This is a genomic window from Vibrio sp. YT-18 (genome assembly GCF_033337345.1).
Classification (GTDB): domain Bacteria; phylum Pseudomonadota; class Gammaproteobacteria; order Enterobacterales; family Vibrionaceae; genus Vibrio; species Vibrio alginolyticus.
The window spans coordinates 42,919-64,546 of sequence record NZ_JAWOQO010000013.1 but is presented as its reverse complement, the minus strand read 5'-3'; the positions used below and the strand labels follow the sequence as shown (position 1 = coordinate 64,546).

The window sequence follows — 21,628 nt, the reverse complement described above, 5'->3', positions numbered from 1 at the left end:
AATCAAGATGAAGCAACCGTTTACCGATGCGATTGAGAACGCTGAGCTTGCCATTAGAAAAGCTGAAGACAGAACCGATATTTTTAACGAGCTATTGGAAGGCTTAGGTGTTGGTCCTGTTGCGGGTGATGTTTTACTTGGCGGCATAAAAGCACCAGTAGATACCATGAAACGTGCAGAGCAAGAGCTAATAGACGAAGTCCAGCGCCGCCGGCAACAACAAAATCAGCTACAAGGTACGTCAGGTAAACGCAGAAAGCGTCCCACAGTGATGCGCGGCATGATGATTTAGAGGTTTGGAAATGACGAATATGAAAACGACTGGCTCTACGACAGGAGCAACAGACACAGCTGCGAGTAGTGCACCATTACCCACTTTCCAACAAAACTTGATAGAGGCATTTACCCCTGTACTGGGTGAAGCAGAGACTCAGCAACTTGCCTCTCTAATCTCTTCATTGCCAACTATCTCGGGACAAACGGAATCACAAAGCATCGCGCTTTATGTTGATACGCTTGAAAACCTAAAAGCGAAAAATAACGCGTTTGCTGGTATATCATTGACCGACACCGCATCTGTTTGGATAAAGTCGCTACAAAGTGCTAACTCAGATGGCGAATTAACCGCAGCCGAGTTTAATGCTCAAACAAACCAAACGCTATCAAATCAGTTTCAGGCTTGGTTTAGTAAGTTACTGACGGAAAACGTAGATAGCTCGTTATCTACTGAGTTTGTTAGTCAATTCAATTTGGGGACTCAGAGTAACCAAGCGGAGCAGATCGCCAACCTCTCCGAGACAGGTCTGGCTAATGCCACCAAAGAAATTTCTCTTTTTGTTGCAGAGCTTGCTAATCAAATGGGCTCCCGTGAAGTGAGAGATGCTTCTATTTCTTTTCTTCGCAATGCCTTTAGTAGCTTAGGTTCCGTTAATCTCGCGCAACTGAAGAGCTCGGATTTTCTGTTGACTAATGAGAGTTTCGCTCTTCAAGTCTCAGCTCAATTAAAAAGTAGTTTTCAAGGCATCGGTATTACTTTAAGCACCGATGACGCAAGTGCGCTAGCTAACAGAATTACCTGGACTCCTGGTATTTCTAAACAGCAGCTTAAAGAAGCGTTAGATGAAATGGCCGCTCAAGTGAAAGGCCAATATAGCGCAGCTTATGGTGAGGCGAGTGGAACGAACAATCTAAAAGCAGCACTTAATACTGTCATTGGTGGAACTGAGCCTTTGACCCTTTCTAGTCTGTTCGCCAACTTCGCGGTGAGTTTAACAAATATAGAAATCGACGACTTTTACCAGGACAGAGCGATAGCCGATGTCCAAAAGACACAAATAACGGCAGCTCAAGTTAATTTGATCAAAGAAAACACCGAACGAGATATCCGATTACAGTTTGAAAAAATAGTAAAAGGTGAATCTACCGGGGCTTCATTTACTGAGCGATACGAGGCATTGCGCAAGAACTTAGGGGCATTGAAAGAGCGTCTACTCAATATCACCGATAAAGAGAAAGCGGATCGCGAGGTGAGAGCAGAGCACTCTCTAACGGCTCGTGATTTGTTGGCCGTTGTTGAGTCCAGCATTGGAGACCGTTTTGATGAGCAAGTGCTGCTTGCACTAAATGAGCGTCGTGTTAACCGTTTAGAGAAACGTAATGACCAGAAAGAGGCATTAGAGGATCTCACAATACAGCTTAAAGTTTTTGGTGTTGTGCAATCAAAAATTCACTCTACGCAAAGTGTTGATGGGGTTTATAAACCGGGATATCCAGAAAGTAACTTCAAAGCGAGTGACTTTAACTACAGTAATCAAACGGATTTTGAAGCTTCACCTGAGTACAAGTATTTGACGGATAATAAGATAACAAACCATCGAGACTTCCTTCAAACACAAGGTATTACTATCGGTGATGGTGCGTCGTACCAAGACGAAGAGAAGTCGAAAAAACTGTCTAATTTTTCTAGTTCTGTCAGTGCTAAATCCAAGTTGCTTAACGATGAAGTGCAAATCAAAACCACTGAGCTGAACGACACCAGTTCTCAATACAACTCGACCGTTGAAGCGATGAACAAGTTTGTTCAGAAGTACCACAGTATTTTACAAGAAATCCTACGAGCCATTTAAGGATAACCAACCATGACTAAAACAAACGCGACCGATCCATCCCAAATGCAAGCAGAAGAGCTGCTGTCTTTTCTGGAAGAGGGAGGCACGCTAAAAATGTTGCACGATGTGTCTCAGGACACCATCGAACATATTTATGCCGTAGGTTACAACTTTTTCCAATCGGGAAAGATTGAGCAAGCAGCGAAAGTATTTCAATTACTCAGCATGCTTGATCATTATCAGGCGCGATTTTTCATTGGCCTTGGCGCGGCTCGTCAGGAGTTGGGTGAGTATCTGCAGGCAATAGACGCCTACAGCTACGCAGCGCTAGTGGACGTAAATGATCCACGCCCACCTTTTCACTCTGCTGAATGTCACCTTAAACTGGAACAACTGACAGAAGCAGAGAGTGGGTTTTACAGCGCGAAGGAGATGTCTGCCGGAAAATCACAATATGCAGATTTGCATGAGCGTGCAGGCATCATGTTAGAAGCGGTGAGAAATAAAAAGGAGTAATTAGACTATGAGTTCTATTGCACTTGACCGCATCCAGACACAGGTTTATAGCCCTGAATCTGGCCAAGCCACGTTAGATAACGTGCAGAAAACGGCGTCTACAGCGACGCCTTCTGTGACGGTAGAAAACGTGAAGAGTAAAGATGCAGATGTACTGAACACCGGAAAAGTAAAAGTTCAGTTAGATGCACCTAACGCAGCTGTTAGTGACAAAGTGAATGATTTGACGCTAAAAGCCATGGCACAGCTGCAAAAGATCGTCGATACCATTGCAAAATCTCTCCATGCAGTTGCAGACCAAACAGGTTCGATTGCCGTCAAAATCATCGCAGGATCTGCTGATGATTTTGAAGTAGAGCTTGCTGCTATCACGGATAAACTGAAAAGTGCTCAAAACGAGCTGAAAATTCAGGAAGTGAAGGTCGCAAAAGCTAAGCACGAAAAAGAGATGGTGGAAAACCAAGACAAAATCAAAGAATCGGAAGCCGCTGCAAAAGAAGCCCAAAAATCAGGCTTAGCAGCGAAGATCTTTGGTTGGATCAGTGCGGTGGTTTCTATTGTTGTTGGTGCCGTAATGGTGGCAACGGGTGTTGGTGCAGCAGCCGGTGCACTTATGATCGCTGGTGGCGTCATGGGAGCAGTGAGCATGGCGTTGCAAGAGCCAGCCGTTCAAGATGCGCTAAAAGAAGCGGGCGTAAATGTCGATGTGTTAAACAAAGTCGTAATGGCATTAGAAATCGCCGTCGCGGTTATCGGAGCTGTTGTGACGTTTGGTGGTGCAGCAGCTGGCGGTATCGCGAAACTTGCAGCGAAAGGTGCTGGTAAGGTAGCTCAAAAGGTCACGGAAATCGCTACGAAAGCCGCTGCAAACATGGCGAAAGTGGCAGATATGGGCACAAAAGCTGCGACAACAACAGCGAAAGCGATTCGTTATGGCGCAGAAACCGTTGATCTCGCCGTCAACGTGGGTAAAGGCGCAACGGACAGTGTCCACGCTGCTAACAATGCTCACGTGACAGAGATTCAGGCTGATATCACAGACCTTCGAGCCAAAATGACGTTAAGCCAGGCTGTCATTGATAAGCTCAAAGAAGAGATTGGTAAGTTGATGGAAGACTTCCAAGAGCTGATGAGCCTCATCATGCAAATGATTCAAGCGAAAAGTGAAACTATGCAAACGGTGTTAAGCCGTCCTGCAACGGTATAAGGAGTTTATTATGCTAGATAAAGTAGGCGGAACGGGTCGTGGTGAACTATACGGTTTAGGCGATACCATTAAAACCAACAAAGCAGAAAAAGCACCGGAAACAAAGCTTGAAGCGGGCGCCGTTAAAAGCCAAAGTGAGTCAGGTGTTTCTGGTGCAGCACGCTACCAGTTAGAGACACCTAAAGCTCCTACAGTGAGTAACCAAGCTCAAGTTGTTGCAAACCTAATGAGCGCTCTTGCACCGACGGTGAGCTCATTAATGAGCACAACGATGAAAGCGCTTAACGGTGAGGAGGTGATCAAGTCACCATCAGATGCGGTATCACAATCGTTGACGCTATTAACATTGTTGTATCAAGTATCAAAGCTGAGCCGTGAGCAACAAGTGCTACAACGTGAAATTGCTGTTGAAGCAAACGTCGCGAGTTTAGAAAGCCAAGCGGCAGAACTAAACAACTCGGCAAGCGCGATGATCGCGATGGCAGTCGTTTCGGGTGTACTAGCGGGTGCTACCGCAATTATTGGTGCCCTTGGTTCTTTCAAAGCAGGGAAAGAAATCAAGAATGAAATGGCGAGCAATAATGTACTTAAAACGCAAAAAGCTGGCTTCGATCAAGCAGAAGAGTTATTAAATAACAATAGCTTGTCTAAAACGCAGCAAGATCAGGTTAAGCGTGCGCACTCACTAGCGAAAGACAATATCGCAGACACGACAGCGCAGCTGACAAGTGGTGGCCGTAAGTTCGATAAGTTGATGAGCTCAAACCAAGCGAAGAACGCGATTCTTCAAGCTTTGGGCCAGATGGCAAACTCAGCATCGAATGTAGAGCAAACCAAAGCGCAAGCGCGCAGCAAAGATGATGAAGTACAAGCGACTCGCGCACAAGCAGCCAAACAGAAAGCCGATGAAAACATTGGTTTCCAAGAAGGTTTATTGAAAGAGCTACGTGACTTGTTCCGATCTATCTCAGATAGCCAGAACCAAGCGTGGCGAGCGTCAGTCCCAACGGTGTAACCATCCGTTTCACTAACTACAAAGCGTTGTTTATACAACGCTTTTTTTATGGGATAAAAGTATAAACGCTATTTATCAGCAGGTTAAGTTGATAAAAAAATATATATCTATAAATCAACCTCCAAGGATGAGAACTCAAACGTTATCAAATTGTTAACGGTTGCTATACTTAAACGGTCATCAACACAGGTAAAAGGGATGTTCAATGTTTAAGTTTAAGCAAATCGCACTTGCGGCTTCTTTGGCTGCACTCACAACAGGCTTTTCTGCGTCTGCGGAGGAAACGTTTGTCACGATTGGTACCGGTGGCGTAACAGGGGTTTATTATCCGACTGGTGGCGCTATTTGTCGCTTGGTTAACAAATCGCGAGAAGAGCACGGTATCCGTTGTTCGGTAGAAAGTACTGGGGGATCGATTTATAACATCAACACTATTCGTGCTGGTGAATTGGACCTCGGTATCGCGCAATCAGACTGGCAGTATCATGCTTACAAAGGAACCAGTAAGTTTGAAGAAAGCGGGCCTTTTAAAGAGCTGCGCGCCGTATTCTCCGTTCATCCAGAACCGTTTACTGTCGTTGCACGTAAAGACGCGAACATCAAAACTTTTGATGACTTGAAAGGTAAGCGCGTCAACATTGGTAATCCTGGTTCTGGTCAGCGAGGTACTATGGAAGTGCTAATGAACCAGTATGGTTGGAGTAACGACGACTTTAAGCTTGTCTCTGAGTTAAAAGCAGCAGAGCAATCAAAAGCACTTTGTGATAACAAAATTGATGCGATGATTTATACCGTTGGTCACCCAAGTGGAGTGATTAAAGAAGCCACTACGTCGTGTGATAGTAATATCGTAACGGTAGCTGGACCTAATGTAGAAAAACTGGTTGCAGACAACAGCTTCTATCGTGTCGCAAATGTCCCAGGTGGTATGTATCGTGGCACAGATAGTGATGTTCAAACCTTTGGTGTGGGCGCGACGTTTGTTTCTTCTACTGCGGTACCAGAAGATGTGGTTTATAACGTGGTTAAAGCGGTATTTGAAAACTTCGATGATTTCCGCCGTCTCCACCCAGCGTTTGCAAACTTGAAGAAAGAGGAAATGGTAAAAGACGGTTTATCTGCGCCTCTTCACCCAGGTGCGCTCAAATACTACAAAGAAGTAGGGCTGATTAAGTAAGCGTTACTTTCTCTTATTATTGATGTAAAACGCCATCTTTCTCGATCAATGCCACTCGTTTAACCGCGAGTGGCATATTTCTATTTCTCGTCACCCTGTACAGCGACGAAGGAGCGTGATACAGGCTCTTCCATCCGAGCACTTTGTGATCAAAATGGTTTCATTAGCCGCTCAGTGTAGTGCTATTAGATTCCTAACCTCGCTGGAGTGACACAAAAAATCGTTAAGCCATCTGCATTAATCTTTCGCGCTGGCGTTTTTGTAGGAGTGTTATCCACTTGTACAAGTTTTGCTTAAACATAAACATCAATGAAAAAGTAGATAGTGATGAGAATAGAAGAAAGAGCAACAAACCCTTTAACATGATTAGGATTCAGTTGACGAGAGACACGAGCTGCAAGATACCCACCTACCAACGTACCGACCAAAACAACACTACCTGTGTGCCAGTCAATGGAGCCATTGGCAACAAAAATCACGATAGCAATGAGTGAAACACACGTAGATACGAGCAATTTCAAACCGTTCATTAAATTAATGTCTTGGTGGCCAGCTACTACCAGATAGCTCAGAACAATAACCCCTAAACCTGCGTTGAAAAAACCACCGTAAGCAGAGACACCAACAAGTAGTGAACCCAACGCGATTGCTCCGAGTATGCCAGCATGTTTGTGCTCTTTCGCGACAGTTTTGATTAGCATTGTTAAACGAGAACCGGTGAGAAAAAGCACGGTGGCAAATAAGAGTAACCAAGGGATAGCTTCCATAAATAGCGATTCTGGCGTGTTGAGCAACAGATATGCTCCGACAGCGCCGCCGACTAAACTGAATGAGACTGTGAACAGCAGTTCATGCTTGTTCTTCATGATCTCTTCTCTGAACCCGACGGCTCCACTAATGTAACCCGCACATGAAGCATATGTGTTTGTTGCGTTAGCCATAATAGGAGGAACACCAACTGCCAATAGAGCCGGAAAAGTAATAAAGCTTCCGCCTCCCGCTATGGAGTTAATGATCCCACCAATTACGCCAGCAATGAATAAAAGTGAGAGTTCTAAAAGCATAAACAATCCTTGTTATGTTCTTTTTTATTGTTAGAGCTTCAGATGATCTAACCTACATGCTCTAATGTTATGATATGAGGTTTACTTTACCCGCTCTAAAACAAAATTGTTCAGTTCTGTAACGTTTTTGATGACATGAACGGCTTTACTTTGAGAGTACCCTTCGAGGCGATACATAAAGTCATCATTCCAGAATGCGGGGCATTGCTGAAGAACTTTGTAGCTTTGTAACGTTCCTTTCAGTACCGAACTACCATCAGGCCAACCTTCAGGTTTAATGAATAGTCCTTTAAGGAGACGTTTCGTCACAAACCAATAGCTTACTGAGTATGGTAGATCAATATAAATGAGAGTATCGGCTGCATCTAAACGAGCGTTGAAAGAGCTGAACGGTCCAAGGCCATCTATAATCCAACGATCTGAGCTTAGTATGTTGCTATGGGCTTCATCAAAAACGTTACGCTCAACGGGATCACCGTTTGGTTTATAAACTATTGAATCTAATTGATGAAGAGGAAGACCGGTAGCAGACGCGATTGCTTTACTTACCGTCGATTTTCCACTGCCGGGTTTACCAAAAACTGCTATTTTTTGCATTGTGACCGCCTCCAAGAGAGCTTTTCCCATACGGTAGAGACAGAAAACCCACCGCTATGGGTGGGTTCGATAAATACTGAGCGCATCAAAAAATCCCACCATTCCTATGGAATGATGATAATTCGTTGGTTAAGTTGCGCTAAGTGTGTGTTCATACAATCACCTTTATATAACGACAGTGATTTGTCAATACCATCTGCACAATAAGCGAACGATTTGGAGGGCGGAAGATAAAGCCATCACGATGGATGGCTTTATCTAGGTTGAAAGAGACAGCGATTACTGCTCAACGCTGACTGGCTGTGCTTTAAACTTTTGAATCAGCTTTACGATTAGTGGACTTGCCAATACCAATACAGCTAAAACAGTAAAGGTAAGGGTAATAGGACGCTCCCATAGGAAACTCAGTTCTCCATCTGAAATCATTAATGCGCGGCGTAAGTTCTCTTCCATTAATCCTCCAAGGATGAAGCCCAGCAATAAAGGTGCGAGCGGGAAGTTAGCGAGCCGAAGTACAATGGCAGCCATAGCCACAATCAGCATCACGAACACATCCATAGTGTTAAAAGAGACCAAATAAACCCCGGTGATTGAGAAGAATAAAATCATCGGTAGAAGCACCGTTCTTGGAACCGCCAAAAGCTTTGAAATATACGGAATCAACGGTAAGTTCAGGATCACAAGTACGATGTTGCCGAAGTACATGGAAATGATCACTGACCAGAACACATCTGGGTGTTCAACAAATAGGCGAGGGCCAGGCTGGATACCATAAGCGATCAGCGCACCGAGCATTATTGCTGTTGTACCAGAACCCGGAATACCAAGCGTTAATAGCGGTACAAATGAACCACTAGATGCTGCATTGTTCGCAGACTCTGGCGCAACCAAGCCACGGATACTGCCTTTACCGAACTCATCCTTTTTCTCTTTAGGTGCGAGGTTGCGCTCCATACCATAGCTTAAAAAAGCAGCAATGGTTGCCCCTGCGCCAGGAAGAACGCCAGTGAAGAAACCTAATATTGAAGAGCGAATTGAAACAGGCGCAACATCTTTGATTTCTTCCTTGGTCACTTTCATTGAGCCAATGTTGCTCAGCTTTTCTTGTTCTTCATTGCTGGTGTCTTTTGATGGTTTAAGGATGCCCATCAGTGTCTCACCCAGTGCGAATGTCGCCATTGCAAGCAACAAGAAGCTAAAGCCATCCATTAAATCCGTTAAACCGAAGGTAAAGCGTTCAACGCCTACGCCTTTATCGATTCCAACTGTAGATAGCATCAAACCAAGAATGGTCATCATCCACGCTTTGATTACCTGACCTTTCCCCGCAAAAGCCGCGACTGCTGATAACCCAAGTAGCATCAACGCAAAATAGTCCGACGATTGGAAGCTAAGGGAGACGCTAGCCAATGCTGGTGCGGCAACAAGCAACATAATGGCAGATAGCGTACCGCCAGTGAAAGACGAATAAGCTGCCAAAGCTAATGCTTTACCTGCCTGGCCTTTTTGAGCCATTGGGTAGCCGTCGAATGCTGTGACCACGGTTGAAGAACAACCCGGCGCGTTAATTAAAATCGACGATGTAGAACCACCAAATACCGCACCGTAATAAACACCCGCCATTAAAATAAGGCCAGAGGAGGGCTCTAGACCATAAGTAATTGGGATCATCAAAGCAATGGCTGAGATCGGCCCAAGTCCAGGTAACATGCCGATAAATGTACCGACGAAGCAACCAACGATCACCATCATAATGTTCATTGGCATTACTGCGGTGGATAAACCTTGTAGAATTCCATCTAACATAATTCAGTCCTTTCTTTGGCTACCAGATGGTGAAAATCAAACCCGGTTCGAGATAGATGTCCAAACCTTGAGTGAGTAATAAGTAGAACGCGATCACGAATGGAAACGACGCGCCAAACAGAACGGGTTTACGTCTTTCCCCGAGCAGATAAAAGCCAGCCAATAAAAACAAGCCAGTAGCTATCACAAAACCTAGATAAGTCAGGCCCACGCCGTAGAGCGCCATTAAAATTAAAAAGGCAATCAGTAACTTCCAATTGAAGGTCAGCACTGCGCCACTTTGTTTATCTGGTTGTCCTGTCACCAGCAATAGCAAAGAAAGGCCGACACCAACGTAAGTCAGGATGGTTGGCAGAGTGCGTGCGGTGAATGGTTCATACTCATCACCTGGAAACAATGGAATCTGCGAGGTTTGATAACCGTAGCAAAGACAGAAGAGTAGAAAGATCATTGCGCCGACGCGGTCACGACAGAGCAAGTACTCTTTGGTGAAAAAGTTGGTTGAACGAGGCATATTCAACTCCTAACAAAAGTAAAAAAGACCGCATATGGACGTCAATGAATAAACTAAACCATTAACAATTAAGCATTTCGCTGCTAGTCGAGCCGCTTTGGGTATATAAACAAAGGAGTGTGCATGCCGATTGTCGACAATGTCCATATGCGGTGAAACTTAGAGTGCAAATACAATGGGGAAATACCAACCTACGTTATTCATTGAGGTTGGTATCTGAGGGACCCCAATTCGACTGTTACTTCAGGAAGCCTAACTCGCGCATTAAGTCACCCATCTGTTGCTCTTGATCTTCAAGAAACGCGAAGAATGCTTTATCCGCTTTATAGTTGTCGATCCAACCATTGCGGTCTCGAACGACTTGCCATTCGTCGGTGTTATACATTTTAGTAAATGCGGCATTCCATTCATCTAGCTTTTCTTGGCTTGTGCCTGGTGCTGCAAAGAATCCACGCCAGTTAGCAAAGACAGTTTCATTACCATATTCGGTGAGAGTTGGAATGTTAGGCGCAGCTTCTAAACGTTTTGGTGCTGTAATCGCTAACACTTTCACTTGCCCAGACTTAGACATTTCGAGTACTTCACCTAGCCCTGTAGAGAGCAGTTGTGTTTCGCCTGAAAGTAGGGCAGCCATGGCTTTTCCACCTGCATCATAGGCAATGTAACGAACTTTGCGCGCATCAAAACCTTCACCTTTGAAAGCTGCTGCTATAACCAAATGATCCATAGAACCACGAGCAGAGCCACCAGCAACCTTCACCTTACGTGGGTTTTCTTTAAAAGCTTTAACGACATCTTCCCAAGAGCTATAAGGAGAATCGGCTGATGTAACAATGGCGCCATAATCGGCAACCGTTGCGGCAACAGGTGTCAAGTCGCGGAAAGATTGTGGGAAGATCCCACTGAGCGAGCGAACGACGATCGGTGTTGAGTTCACCATGAGTGTGTCTTCTTGACGATCAGCCGTTTCAATCAAATGTGCGATTGCTTTGCCACCGCCACCACCAGATAGGTTTTGAAATGATACGGTTTCGACGATGTCTGATTTTATTAATACATCACCAGTACCTCGGGCGGTCATGTCCCAACCGCCACCGGCACCTCCAGGGATAAGAAAGTGCATTTTTTCAATATCTGCAGCAAGAGCGTTGAATGAAAATGAAGCTGCGATGATTGAAGCGGCGAGCGTTGGTTTGAGTACCTTTAACATGTTCACGTTCCTTATGTTAGCGACTCTATTTAGTTGAGCCTTATTGTTTTTGCTCAGTTGTCATGCCTTGTAAGCGTTAAAGCTGAACTTGGTGTAAAGGTTAATTAAGTGTTAAATATCTGTCTGTAAAAGAGATATAAAGAGAATATTGAGCATTTCGGTTATTTTGTTCATAAAGTTCACGGCGAGAAGTTGGTGTTAGGTCACGCGGCTTTACGCTTTGGTAGGCCATAATTAAATGACGGAAAATGAACGAGGAAAAGAGAATGAAAGGGACGTGTTTGTGCGGCGCAATTGAAGTCATCGCTGAGGTTAAAAATGAGGTTAGCCTGTGCCATTGCTCTATGTGTCGAAAATGGTCGAGTGGCGCACTTCATGCGGTGCATTGTGGGCCTAACGTGACGTTTAAGGGGGCCGAGCCAAAGCGTTATCAATCGTCTGACTGGGCGGTGAGAGGTTTTTGTGGCGAATGCGGCACAAACCTTTTCTATCATTTGTTGCCGACAGATGAGTACATTCTTTCCGCTGGTTTGTTCGATAACCCAGATTTCAAACTCACTTTAGAGATTTTTACCGATGAAAAGCCAGCTTATTATGACCTCAATTCCGCTTCACAAAAGATGACTTCGCAACAAGTCTTTGATCAATTTGTACCTAAAGAATAGTTTTTTATCCGATTATTGTTCGACAGCTGAGCTTTTAGTTTTTAGATCATAAGCTTAAAGGTTTATAAGTTGTCGACAATGTGAACTCACCATTCTTTATTTCTGCTAAAAAAGGCACTTAACGGGCATTTTATGCCCATTTAAATTACGACCTTAGTCTAAATTGTCGACAATTTACTTGATTGTCGACACTTTGATCGACTACTTTATATTCAGGTTAAGAAATTGTAGACATTTCGATGTCGGTAACAAGAGTATCTGAATATGAACTCTGAGTTGAAAGCTCGTTATAAAGTGCTGGGTTCTGAGAAAGAACACACCAAATCCGAAACGCTGACCGAAACACTGATTGAAGTCATTGTTAATGGCGATGTGAAGCCTGGCCATAAGATATCAGAGCCTGAGCTAGCAAAGAAATATCAAGTCAGTCGTGGGCCTTTGCGTGAAGCATTGATGCGCTTAGAGGGGCTAGGGCTCATCGAGCGAATTCCTCATGTTGGGGCTAGAGTGACCACTTTTTCTCCGGAAAAGCTGATAGAACTTTATGCCGTTCGAGAAGCATTGGAAGGCATGGCGGCAAGGTTAGCTGCGCGACACATTACGCAAGAAGAGCTCTTAAGCTTGGAAATGCTATTGTCGACACATTCCAAGCATATAGACCAAATGGAAGGCGCGTCTTACTTCCATCAACATGGTGACTTTGATTTTCACTATCGCATCATCCAAGCGAGCAGAAACAGTAAGTTAATATCTCTGCTGTGTGATGAACTCTATCACTTATTACGGATGTATCGTTACCAGTCGCCACGTGCGCAATCTCGCCCGAATGAGGCGCTCACCGAACACAAATTCATTTTGGAAGCCATTCGCAATCGCGATGAAGAGCTTGCAGAAATGTTGATGAGAAGACACATATCAGGAAGTCGAAAGCTCATCCAATCTCAAATTATACATACAGAAAGTTTAGACAAAGACTAGAAGGAATTCGTCATGAGCTTAACACCGGGAGCGAAATTCAGACTCGCCATTGAACAAAATAATCCACTACAAATTGTCGGCACTATAAACCCGTATTGCGCCATGATGGCAAAAAACTTGGGTCACCAAGCGATCTACTTGTCTGGTGGCGGTATCGCAAATGCGTCATACGGATTGCCGGATCTCGGTATCACAACATTAAACGACGTTTTGGTTGACGTTGACCGCATCACTAACGCATGTGATTTGCCTCTTTTGGTTGATATCGACACGGGTTTTGGCGGTGCATTTAACATTGCTCGCACGATCAAAGCGATGGAAAAAGCGGGCGCGGCAGCGGTGCACATGGAAGACCAAGTCGCACAGAAACGTTGTGGTCATCGTCCGAACAAAGCAATAGTCAGCCAGCAAGAGATGGTTGATCGTGTAAAAGCCGCGGTTGATGCACGCAATGATGAAAGTTTCGTGATTATGGCTCGTACTGACGCGTTAGCTGTTGAAGGCATGGACAGCGCAATCGAGCGCGCGATTGCGTGTGTGGAAGCTGGCGCAGACATGATCTTCCCAGAAGCGATGAACAAGCTGGACCAGTACCTTCAGTTTTCAAATGCGCTTGAGCAAGCGACCGGAAAGCACGTTCCTATTCTGGCGAATATTACAGAATTTGGCGCGACACCGCTGTATGGCTGCGATGAGCTAGCGAAAGCAAAAGTGGACATGGTGCTTTATCCATTAAGTGCGTTCCGTGCCATGAACAAAGCTGCTGAAACGGTCTACAAACATTTGCTAGAAGTGGGTAATCAGGAAGCACTGGTTGATTCGATGCAAACACGTAAAGAGTTGTATCAGCACCTGAATTACCACGACTACGAAGACAAACTTGACCAGTTATTCTCTGAAGGGAAATAGCGGGGGAAAAGCAAAAATAAACGGAAGCCTAAGAAAAAGATAATCGGAATTTATCTCATCTAATAACGTGAAATTCGTTTGGCTAAAAACACCCCAGAGAGGGAAAAGTCAGACAGAAAAGGAGTTCAAACAATGTCTCAAACTGCAGAAAAGAAAGCAGAATTAGGTGGCGCAGGCCTTCGTGGTCAAAGCGCAGGAAGCACAGCTTTATGTACTGTCGGAAAAACGGGAACTGGTTTAACTTATCGTGGATACGATATTACTGATCTTGCGAACAACGCACAGTTTGAAGAAGTGGCTCACCTTCTGTTACGCGGTCACTTGCCAAATCAACAAGAACTTGATGCGTACAAGACACACCTACTCAGCCTTAGAGGTTTGCCAGCCGAGCTAAAACAAGCTTTAGAGTTAATTCCTGCAAGCGCACACCCAATGGACGTAATGCGCACGGGTTGTTCTGTATTGGGTAACCTAGAGCAGGAAATGAGCTTTGAGGAGCAACTGAAAGCAACCGAACGTATGCTAGCCTTGTTCCCTGCCATCATCTGTTACTGGTACCGCTTTAGTCATGATGGAGTGCGTATCAACACCGAGGATCAGACTGAAGATTGCATCGGTGGTTACTTCTTGCGATTACTTACAGACAAAGCGCCATCTGCGCTGCACAAACAAGTGATGCATTGCTCGCTCATTCTTTATGCTGAACATGAGTTTAATGCTTCTACATTCGCAGCACGCGTTTGTGCATCAACGTTGTCAGACATCCATTCTTGTATCACGGCAGCAATCGGTACGCTTCGTGGACCACTTCACGGCGGTGCGAACGAAGCGGCGATGGAAATGATTGAAGATTGGCAAACGCCCGACGAGGCGGAAGCGAACATCATGAAAATGCTAGCCAATAAAGACAAGATCATGGGCTTCGGTCATGCGATTTATCGTGAAAGTGACCCTCGCAACGCCTTAATAAAACGATGGTCCAAAGAGCTATCGAAACAAGTTGGTGATACACATCTATATGCGGTTTCTGAGCGTGTTGAATCAGTGATGAAGCGAGAGAAAGGTCTGTTCTGTAATGCGGACTTCTTCCATGCATCGGCTTACCACTTCATGGACATTCCAACCAAACTATTTACCCCAATCTTTGTGATGAGTCGTTTAACGGGCTGGGCTGCACACGTTTATGAACAGCGTGCCAATAACCGTATTATTCGCCCAAGTGCCGATTATACGGGCCCAGATCATCAAGAATGGGTGCCTATCGAGAATCGCTAGCGCGAAGGTCAACGAGGGCATTATATGCTTTGGTTGACCACCTCCTTCCTTTGTCATTCTCTCTAACAGAGGAAGGAGATCCTCTCATCACTGTGTTTCTGGAGCAATGGAAAACCTTGATGAAGGCAAGATGTAAAGACTGAATGGAAGCAAACCATGAACACAAATATTAATACTCAATATCGTAAGCCGCTTCCGGGAACTCAACTGGATTATTTTGATGCACGCGAAGCCGTCAATGCCATTTCTCCTGGAGCCTATGAAACACTCCCTTATACCTCTCGCGTGCTAGCTGAGCAACTGGTCCGCCGCTGTGACCCGAACACATTGACAGATAGCCTGAAACAGTTAATTGAACGCAAACGCGATCTTGATTTTCCTTGGTATCCAGCACGCGTTGTTTGTCATGACATTCTTGGTCAGACCGCTCTAGTCGATTTAGCGGGTCTGCGCGATGCCATTTCAGATCAGGGCGGTGATCCTGCAAAAGTGAACCCAGTGGTTGAGACACAATTGATCGTTGACCACTCTTTAGCGGTTGAACATGCGGGCTTTGACCCTGATGCCTTCGACAAAAACCGCGCGATTGAAGAGCGCCGTAATGAAGACCGATTCCACTTTATCGAGTGGTGTAAAACAGCGTTTGAAAACGTCAGCGTGATTCCAGCTGGGAATGGCATCATGCACCAAATCAACTTGGAAAAAATGTCTCCTGTGGTACAAGCAAAGCAGGGCATTGCCTACCCAGACACCTGTGTGGGTACGGACAGTCACACACCTCACGTAGACGCTCTTGGTGTTATTGCGATAGGTGTCGGTGGTCTGGAAGCAGAAACCGTCATGCTTGGCCGACCATCAATGATGCGTCTACCAGATATTGTCGGTGTCAAACTGACGGGTAAACGTCAACCGGGCATTACCGCAACGGATATTGTCCTCGCGATTACTGAGTTTCTTCGTAATGAGCGTGTGGTATCTTCATATCTTGAATTCTTTGGAGAAGGCGCACGTGATCTAACGATCGGAGACCGCGCAACGATTTCAAACATGACACCAGAATACGGCGCAACAGCTGGCATGTTTTATATTGATGAGCAGACCATCAATTACTTGAAACTAACTGGTCGAGATGAAGAACAAGTTGCTCTAGTAGAAAATTACGCAAAACAAACCGGTCTTTGGGCAGACGATCTTGATAGCGCCGTTTACGAGCGCGTACTTGAGTTCGATTTATCATCAGTTAGCCGTAACTTGGCTGGTCCGTCAAACCCTCATCGTCGTTTACCAACTTCTGAGTTGGCACAGCGCGGTATTTCTGGAGCGTGGGAAGAGAAAGAAGGCGAGTTGCCAGATGGTGCAGTGATCATCGCTGCTATTACCTCATGTACGAATACTAGTAACCCAAGAAACGTGGTTGCTGCAGGCCTTGTGGCGAAGAAAGCCAACGAACTTGGTCTTGTACGTAAACCTTGGGTGAAATCGTCTTTTGCTCCGGGTTCTAAAGTTGCACGCTTGTATCTGGAAGAAGCGGGCTTATTACCAGAGCTAGAGAAGCTTGGCTTTGGCATTGTTGGTTACGCATGTACAACTTGTAACGGTATGAGTGGTGCGCTGGATCCAAAAATCCAACAAGAGATCATCGACCGTGATTTATATGCGACAGCGGTGCTTTCTGGTAACCGTAACTTTGATGGTCGAATCCATCCGTACGCCAAACAAGCTTTTTTGGCTTCACCACCATTGGTTGTCGCTTATGCGCTAGCGGGTACGATTCGTTTTGATATCGAGCGCGATGCATTGGGCACGGACCAAAACGGCAAACCAATTTATCTCAATGATTTGTGGCCAAGCGATGAAGAGATCGATGCAGTTGTCGGTACTCATGTTAAACCTGAGCAGTTTAAGCAAGTTTACATTCAGATGTTTAAGCTGAATGATCAAGAGCAAAATCCCAACCCGCTGTACGACTGGCGTCCGATGAGTACCTATATCCGCCGACCACCGTACTGGGAAGGTGCGCTAGCGGGAGAAAGAACATTGTCTGGTATGCGTCCATTGGCGATTCTGGGCGACAACATCACCACTGATCACTTATCACCATCCAACGCGATTCTCGCTAGCAGCGCAGCAGGTGAATACTTAGCGAAAATGGGTGTGCCAGAAGAAGATTTCAACTCTTACGCGACTCACCGTGGTGACCACTTAACGGCGCAACGCGCGACCTTCGCTAACCCAAAGCTGTTCAATGAAATGGTAAAGGAAAACGGCGAAGTCGTGCAGGGATCTCTGGCGCGTGTAGAGCCAGAAGGGCAGGTGGTTCGTATGTGGGAAGCGATTGAAACCTACATGAATCGTAAACAACCATTGATCGTGGTGGCTGGCGCGGATTACGGTCAGGGGTCATCCCGTGACTGGGCAGCAAAAGGCGTTCGACTGGCGGGCGTAGAAGCCATTGTTGCTGAAGGCTTTGAGCGTATTCACCGTACTAACTTGGTTGGCATGGGCGTACTACCACTGCAATTTAAGTCGGGCGTTAACCGCAATACGCTAGAGCTGGATGGTACGGAACTTTACGACGTGGTTGGAGAAATCAAGCCGGGCGCTGATTTAGCGCTGGTTATCACACGCAGCAACGGCGATAAAGTCGATGTTCCGGTTACTTGTCGCTTAGATACCGCTGACGAAGTTCACGTGTACAACGCGGGCGGTGTTCTGCAGCGTTTCGCGCAAGATTTCTTGGCACAATAAGGAGTGCGTATGGCAAATAATACTCCGAATCAAACAAGCCAAATAAAAGTGCCCGCGACGTACATGCGTGGCGGCACGAGTAAAGGTGTCTTTTTCAACCTAGAGGATTTACCTCAAGAAGCGCAAATGGCTGGAGCCGCGCGTGACAAGCTGTTGTTACGTGTTATCGGCAGCCCGGATCCTTACGCGAAGCAAATCGACGGTATGGGTGGTGCAACCTCCAGCACCAGTAAAACAGTGATTGTTTCGCGCAGTAGCCAAGACGGTCATGACGTTGACTATTTGTTTGGACAAGTGTCGATCGACAAACCATTCGTCGATTGGAGTGGTAACTGCGGCAACTTGTCTGCGGCAGTTGGTCCCTTCGCCATTCATGCTGGGCTGATTCCACAAGATTGCATTCCAGAAAATGGCATTGTGACGGTGCGTGTTTGGCAGGTGAACATCAGCAAAACCATCTTGATTCACGTTCCAATTGTTAATGGTTTCGTCCAAGAAACTGGCGAGTTTGAGCTCGATGGCGTGACGTTTCCAGCCGCTGAGATTCAAGTCGATTTCGTTGACCCTTCTGATGGCGAAGGCAGCATGTTCCCAACAGGCAACTTAGTCGATGATTTAGTGGTACCGGACGTAGGTACGTTTAACGCCACCTTTATAAATGCGGGCATTCCAACCATTTTTATTGATGCTGAATCGGTTGGTTATCAGGGCACTGAGCTACAAGACGATATCAACAACGATGATGCCGCATTGGCGATGTTCGAATCTATCCGTGCATATGGCGCGTTAAAAATGGGCCTGATTTCTGATTTAGAAGAAGCTCAAACACGCCAGCACACACCGAAAATTGCGTTTGTTTCTAAACCGAAAAGTTACCTGTCTTCAAGTGGTAAAGCCGTTAATGAGTCGGACATAGATGTGTTGGTTCGTGCGTTGTCGATGGGCAAACTTCACCATGCAATGATGGGAACAGCAGCTGTTGCTATCGCTTCAGCGGCGTGTGTACCGGGTACGTTGGTTAACTTGGCTGCTGGTGGCGGTGAAAAAGAGTCAGTGACTTTTGGCCACCCCTCAGGAACGTTAAAAGTTGGGGCACAAGCGAAGCAAACTGAGCAGGGCTGGGTGGTGCAAAAAGCCATTATGAGCCGAAGTGCGAGAATACTGATGGAGGGATTTGTGCGTGTACCCTTCTATGTCTTCGATTAAAAGAGACGATCTTTGGATTAAAAGAGCGATCTTTGAGTAGAACGAGAGCAATGTCAGGACATACTGGAGGAAGCAATATGTCTTCATACGAAAAAGAATACTTATGGGCGAAGAATGAACCGGAGAGTTTTTGGCGCGCTCAAGCGGAGAATATCGATTGGTTTGAATCTCCTAAAACTATCTTGAAATCTGATGAAAACGGCATAGAACGTTGGTTTCCAGATGGTGTAATGAATACGTGCTGGTTAGCATTAGATTACCATTGCGAGCAAGGACGCGGTGATAATACTGCACTCATTTATGACTCGCCAGTGACAGGTCGTAAAGCCACGTACACCTATAGCGACCTACGTGACCAAGTAGCAAAAATTGCTGGCATGCTGTCTGCTCAAGGTGTTGAAAAAGGCGACCGAGTCGTTATTTATATGCCGATGATCCCAGAAGCCGCAATGGCGATGCTTGCCTGCGCGCGTTTGGGGGCGATTCATTCCGTAGTATTCGGTGGTTTTGCACCTAATGAGCTTGCTGTACGAATTGAAGATGCAGAGCCGAAAGTGATCATGACGGCGTCGTGCGGGATTGAGATCAACAAAGTCATTCCATACAAACCAATGGTAGACAAAGCCATTATGGACAGCCGTTGGAAGCCTGAGAAAGTGTTTGTTTTCCAACGTCCAGAGTGCGACGCTGAGCTAAACCAAGAAAGAGACTTAGATTGGCAGCGAGAGTACAAACAAGCGCTGCCACATGGTTGTGTTCCGGTGTTAGCAACCGATCCGCTCTACATACTTTATACATCGGGCACGACAGGTAAGCCGAAAGGCGTTGTGCGTGATAACGGTGGCCATGCTGTCGCGATGAAGTACTCCATGAGCGCAATCTATAACATTCCTCAAGATGGCGTCTTTTGGGCGGCATCTGATGTGGGCTGGGTAGTAGGGCACTCTTACATTGTTTACGCTCCACTGATTCACGGTTGCACTACTATCCTATTCGAAGGCAAGCCTGTTCGAACACCGGATCCTGGCGCATTTTGGCGAGTGTGTGATGAATATAAAGTAGATGCGTTGTTCTCTGCACCAACGGCGTTTCGTGCGATTAAGAAAGAGGACCCGGAAGGCGAGCACTTAAAACAGCACGACTTGTCGAATCTGAAAACCATCTTTATGGCGGGAGAACGCCTTGACCCTCCGACACTGGAGTGGGTTCAGAGCAAAGCGGACAAGCCCGTTATTGACCACTGGTGGCAAACCGAGTCGGGCTGGGCCATCGCTGGCAACCCGACAGGTGTCGAAATGATGCCAGTTAAAGCTGGTTCTTCGACGAAGCCCATTCCGGGTTATCAGGTCGAGATTCTGAATGAACTTGGAGAGGCTGTCGGGCCTAACCAACAAGGCTTTGTCGCATTAAAACGTCCGCTACCACCAAGTTGTCTGCCAACGGTTTGGCGTAATCATGACCGTTTTGAAACTGGTTATCTTAGCCAATTCCCAGGCTACTACGTGTCAGGTGATGGTGGCTATCTGGATGAAGACGGTTACCTGTTTATTATGGGACGTATTGATGACGTGATTAATGTCGCGGGACACCGATTGTCGACAGGTGAAATGGAAGAAATAGTAGGAGGCCACCCAGCGATTGCAGAATGTGCGGTGGTCGGTATCCACGATGATCTAAAAGGTCAGCTTCCACTTGGTTTTGTTGTACTGAAAGACGGCGTCAAAGTGGATGAGCTAGACCTTGAAGGTGAGCTTGTTGGCAAAGTGCGTAGTGAGATAGGTGCAGTTGCTTGCTTCAAGCATGCGTTGGTTGTAGACCGTTTACCGAAAACACGTTCAGGTAAAATTTTGCGTCGAACTATACGTCAAATAGCTGATGGTGAAAAATACACCGTTCCGTCAACGATTGATGACCCAAGTAGCTTGAACGAAATTGAGCGAGTGCTACGACGCTGATAAAAACTCAATTCTAACTAACCCCTGATCCTCGAACTCTGTAGGTTGGTTCTGCCTCTGTACGTTTATTAAGTACAGGGGCCTTTTTGTTGTTCAAACAGTACAAACGTATCGTGAAAGCATTTGTGACTTGCCAATACGACGTTTTCCTCACAAACTACAGCCATTCCATTTTTAGTGACCCTTTGTATGACCACGTTTGCGATTAAACCTGCGTGTTTTAGCGACCTAGAGTTGCTCAACGATCTTATGTTCGAGCTTCATGATGAGCATCATCTTCAATCTCCTGAGCTTTTCAAAACGGCAGAGGAGATAGAACAAGAAAAAAGCATTGCTCGATATATTGACGACCCTGAGTGCCTTGTTTACGTAGCAAAACAAGGAGATGAAATTATTGGCTTTATCTCTGGTCACTTCTGTGAACTTATTTCTACCGTCAGCCAGCCAGTTATGATGGGAAGTGTGGATGAGCTCTATGTGCTGCCTGAATATCGAAAACAAGGTACGGCGCAGGCATTGATTAATAAAATTGAGTCAACGTTCTCTGATTACGGTGCAAAACAGATGTTTGTTGAAGTATGGCATTTTAACCAGGGCGCAATATCTTTGTATGAAAAACAAGGATTTGCACATCATATCCACTATTTAAGAAAACCGCTGAACGAATAATCGTATTTA

The 21,628-nt window shown here is 45.7% G+C and carries 19 protein-coding genes; 14 read left to right on the top strand and 5 right to left on the bottom strand.

All coding sequences use genetic code 11. The annotated features are described in order from the left end of the window. Positions 1 to 7: 7 nt before the first annotated feature. The 6 genes from R7M72_RS17215 to R7M72_RS17190 all read left to right on the top strand — a co-directional run bounded on the left by R7M72_RS17215 (position 8) and on the right by R7M72_RS17190 (position 6,023). Positions 8 to 292 carry an LcrG family type III secretion system chaperone gene (locus R7M72_RS17215; protein WP_005395092.1) on the top strand — a complete coding sequence of 95 codons (285 nt, stop codon included), beginning with the start codon at positions 8 to 10 and terminating at the stop codon, positions 290 to 292. A gap of 10 nt (positions 293 to 302) precedes the next feature. Next, positions 303 to 2,126: a virulence-associated V antigen gene (locus R7M72_RS17210; RefSeq protein ID WP_318056271.1), complete on the top strand. Its 1,824-nt coding sequence runs from the start codon at positions 303 to 305 to the stop codon at positions 2,124 to 2,126. 12 nt (positions 2,127 to 2,138) lie between these two features. Further along, positions 2,139 to 2,624 carry a SycD/LcrH family type III secretion system chaperone VcrH gene (vcrH, locus tag R7M72_RS17205; RefSeq protein WP_005377258.1) on the top strand — a complete coding sequence of 162 codons (486 nt, stop codon included), beginning with the start codon at positions 2,139 to 2,141 and terminating at the stop codon, positions 2,622 to 2,624. A gap of 7 nt (positions 2,625 to 2,631) precedes the next feature. Beyond that, a complete protein-coding gene (gene vopB / locus R7M72_RS17200) occupies positions 2,632 to 3,831 on the top strand; it encodes a type III secretion system translocon subunit VopB (protein ID WP_005377260.1) in 1,200 nt (399 codons plus the stop codon). 10 nt (positions 3,832 to 3,841) lie between these two features. After that, entirely contained in the window at positions 3,842 to 4,846 is a 1,005-nt protein-coding gene (vopD, locus tag R7M72_RS17195; protein WP_005377262.1) for a type III secretion system translocon subunit VopD, read from the top strand. 205 nt (positions 4,847 to 5,051) lie between these two features. Further along, complete coding sequence (locus tag R7M72_RS17190; RefSeq protein ID WP_318056270.1) at positions 5,052 to 6,023, top strand: TAXI family TRAP transporter solute-binding subunit; 972 nt, start codon at positions 5,052 to 5,054, stop codon at positions 6,021 to 6,023. 293 nt (positions 6,024 to 6,316) lie between these two features. Here the strand turns inward: R7M72_RS17190 and R7M72_RS17185 are convergent, their stop codons facing one another. The 5 genes from R7M72_RS17185 to R7M72_RS17165 all read right to left on the bottom strand — a co-directional run bounded on the left by R7M72_RS17185 (position 6,317) and on the right by R7M72_RS17165 (position 11,214). Further along, entirely contained in the window at positions 6,317 to 7,087 is a 771-nt protein-coding gene (locus R7M72_RS17185; protein WP_005377266.1) for a sulfite exporter TauE/SafE family protein, read from the bottom strand. An 81-nt stretch (positions 7,088 to 7,168) separates the two neighbouring features. After that, positions 7,169 to 7,684 carry an adenylate kinase gene (locus tag R7M72_RS17180; protein WP_206949673.1) on the bottom strand — a complete coding sequence of 172 codons (516 nt, stop codon included), beginning with the start codon at positions 7,682 to 7,684 and terminating at the stop codon, positions 7,169 to 7,171. A 279-nt stretch (positions 7,685 to 7,963) separates the two neighbouring features. Beyond that, entirely contained in the window at positions 7,964 to 9,490 is a 1,527-nt protein-coding gene (locus tag R7M72_RS17175) for a tripartite tricarboxylate transporter permease (RefSeq protein ID WP_318056269.1), read from the bottom strand. Between the two features lie 19 nt (positions 9,491 to 9,509). Further along, entirely contained in the window at positions 9,510 to 10,004 is a 495-nt protein-coding gene (locus R7M72_RS17170; protein ID WP_005377273.1) for a tripartite tricarboxylate transporter TctB family protein, read from the bottom strand. A 238-nt stretch (positions 10,005 to 10,242) separates the two neighbouring features. Next, a complete protein-coding gene (locus R7M72_RS17165) occupies positions 10,243 to 11,214 on the bottom strand; it encodes a tripartite tricarboxylate transporter substrate binding protein (protein ID WP_005388181.1) in 972 nt (323 codons plus the stop codon). A gap of 266 nt (positions 11,215 to 11,480) precedes the next feature. Between R7M72_RS17165 and R7M72_RS17160 the strand changes: the two genes are divergently transcribed. From R7M72_RS17160 to R7M72_RS17125, 8 genes are all read left to right on the top strand, one after another. Then, positions 11,481 to 11,879: a GFA family protein gene (locus R7M72_RS17160; RefSeq protein WP_318056268.1), complete on the top strand. Its 399-nt coding sequence runs from the start codon at positions 11,481 to 11,483 to the stop codon at positions 11,877 to 11,879. A gap of 264 nt (positions 11,880 to 12,143) precedes the next feature. Then, the gene (locus tag R7M72_RS17155) at positions 12,144 to 12,857 is read left to right on the top strand and encodes a GntR family transcriptional regulator (RefSeq protein WP_005377279.1); all 714 of its coding nucleotides are present in this window, start codon (positions 12,144 to 12,146) and stop codon (positions 12,855 to 12,857) included. A gap of 12 nt (positions 12,858 to 12,869) precedes the next feature. Next, positions 12,870 to 13,766 carry a methylisocitrate lyase gene (gene prpB / locus R7M72_RS17150; RefSeq protein WP_005388185.1) on the top strand — a complete coding sequence of 299 codons (897 nt, stop codon included), beginning with the start codon at positions 12,870 to 12,872 and terminating at the stop codon, positions 13,764 to 13,766. A 132-nt stretch (positions 13,767 to 13,898) separates the two neighbouring features. After that, on the top strand, positions 13,899 to 15,041 hold the full coding sequence (gene prpC / locus R7M72_RS17145; RefSeq protein ID WP_005377283.1) for a 2-methylcitrate synthase: 1,143 nt from the start codon (positions 13,899 to 13,901) through the stop codon (positions 15,039 to 15,041). Positions 15,042 to 15,197: 156 nt separating this feature from the next. Then, positions 15,198 to 17,789: a Fe/S-dependent 2-methylisocitrate dehydratase AcnD gene (gene acnD, locus R7M72_RS17140; RefSeq protein WP_017633775.1), complete on the top strand. Its 2,592-nt coding sequence runs from the start codon at positions 15,198 to 15,200 to the stop codon at positions 17,787 to 17,789. A 9-nt stretch (positions 17,790 to 17,798) separates the two neighbouring features. Continuing rightward, positions 17,799 to 18,995, top strand: coding sequence for a 2-methylaconitate cis-trans isomerase PrpF (gene prpF, locus R7M72_RS17135; protein ID WP_258470552.1), 1,197 nt, complete (start codon positions 17,799 to 17,801; stop codon positions 18,993 to 18,995). Between the two features lie 77 nt (positions 18,996 to 19,072). Then, on the top strand, positions 19,073 to 20,950 hold the full coding sequence (locus tag R7M72_RS17130) for a propionyl-CoA synthetase (RefSeq protein ID WP_318056267.1): 1,878 nt from the start codon (positions 19,073 to 19,075) through the stop codon (positions 20,948 to 20,950). A 189-nt stretch (positions 20,951 to 21,139) separates the two neighbouring features. Continuing rightward, positions 21,140 to 21,619, top strand: a complete 480-nt coding sequence (locus R7M72_RS17125) for a GNAT family N-acetyltransferase (protein ID WP_005377290.1) — start codon at positions 21,140 to 21,142, stop codon at positions 21,617 to 21,619. The last annotated feature ends 9 nt before the right edge of the window (positions 21,620 to 21,628 follow it).

What these genes read in the sequence shown, in the direction of transcription:
- R7M72_RS17215 (WP_005395092.1), top strand. Translation starts at nt 8, where the DNA reads ATGAAGCAACCGTTTACCGATGCGATTGAGAACGCTGAGCTTGCCATT.
- R7M72_RS17210 (WP_318056271.1), top strand. Translation starts at nt 303, where the DNA reads ATGACGAATATGAAAACGACTGGCTCTACGACAGGAGCAACAGACACA.
- vcrH (WP_005377258.1), top strand. Translation starts at nt 2,139, where the DNA reads ATGACTAAAACAAACGCGACCGATCCATCCCAAATGCAAGCAGAAGAG.
- vopB (WP_005377260.1), top strand. Translation starts at nt 2,632, where the DNA reads ATGAGTTCTATTGCACTTGACCGCATCCAGACACAGGTTTATAGCCCT.
- vopD (WP_005377262.1), top strand. Translation starts at nt 3,842, where the DNA reads ATGCTAGATAAAGTAGGCGGAACGGGTCGTGGTGAACTATACGGTTTA.
- R7M72_RS17190 (WP_318056270.1), top strand. Translation starts at nt 5,052, where the DNA reads ATGTTTAAGTTTAAGCAAATCGCACTTGCGGCTTCTTTGGCTGCACTC.
- R7M72_RS17185 (WP_005377266.1), bottom strand. Translation starts at nt 7,087, where the DNA reads ATGCTTTTAGAACTCTCACTTTTATTCATTGCTGGCGTAATTGGTGGG.
- R7M72_RS17180 (WP_206949673.1), bottom strand. Translation starts at nt 7,684, where the DNA reads ATGCAAAAAATAGCAGTTTTTGGTAAACCCGGCAGTGGAAAATCGACG.
- R7M72_RS17175 (WP_318056269.1), bottom strand. Translation starts at nt 9,490, where the DNA reads ATGTTAGATGGAATTCTACAAGGTTTATCCACCGCAGTAATGCCAATG.
- R7M72_RS17170 (WP_005377273.1), bottom strand. Translation starts at nt 10,004, where the DNA reads ATGCCTCGTTCAACCAACTTTTTCACCAAAGAGTACTTGCTCTGTCGT.
- R7M72_RS17165 (WP_005388181.1), bottom strand. Translation starts at nt 11,214, where the DNA reads ATGTTAAAGGTACTCAAACCAACGCTCGCCGCTTCAATCATCGCAGCT.
- R7M72_RS17160 (WP_318056268.1), top strand. Translation starts at nt 11,481, where the DNA reads ATGAAAGGGACGTGTTTGTGCGGCGCAATTGAAGTCATCGCTGAGGTT.
- R7M72_RS17155 (WP_005377279.1), top strand. Translation starts at nt 12,144, where the DNA reads ATGAACTCTGAGTTGAAAGCTCGTTATAAAGTGCTGGGTTCTGAGAAA.
- prpB (WP_005388185.1), top strand. Translation starts at nt 12,870, where the DNA reads ATGAGCTTAACACCGGGAGCGAAATTCAGACTCGCCATTGAACAAAAT.
- prpC (WP_005377283.1), top strand. Translation starts at nt 13,899, where the DNA reads ATGTCTCAAACTGCAGAAAAGAAAGCAGAATTAGGTGGCGCAGGCCTT.
- acnD (WP_017633775.1), top strand. Translation starts at nt 15,198, where the DNA reads ATGAACACAAATATTAATACTCAATATCGTAAGCCGCTTCCGGGAACT.
- prpF (WP_258470552.1), top strand. Translation starts at nt 17,799, where the DNA reads ATGGCAAATAATACTCCGAATCAAACAAGCCAAATAAAAGTGCCCGCG.
- R7M72_RS17130 (WP_318056267.1), top strand. Translation starts at nt 19,073, where the DNA reads ATGTCTTCATACGAAAAAGAATACTTATGGGCGAAGAATGAACCGGAG.
- R7M72_RS17125 (WP_005377290.1), top strand. Translation starts at nt 21,140, where the DNA reads ATGACCACGTTTGCGATTAAACCTGCGTGTTTTAGCGACCTAGAGTTG.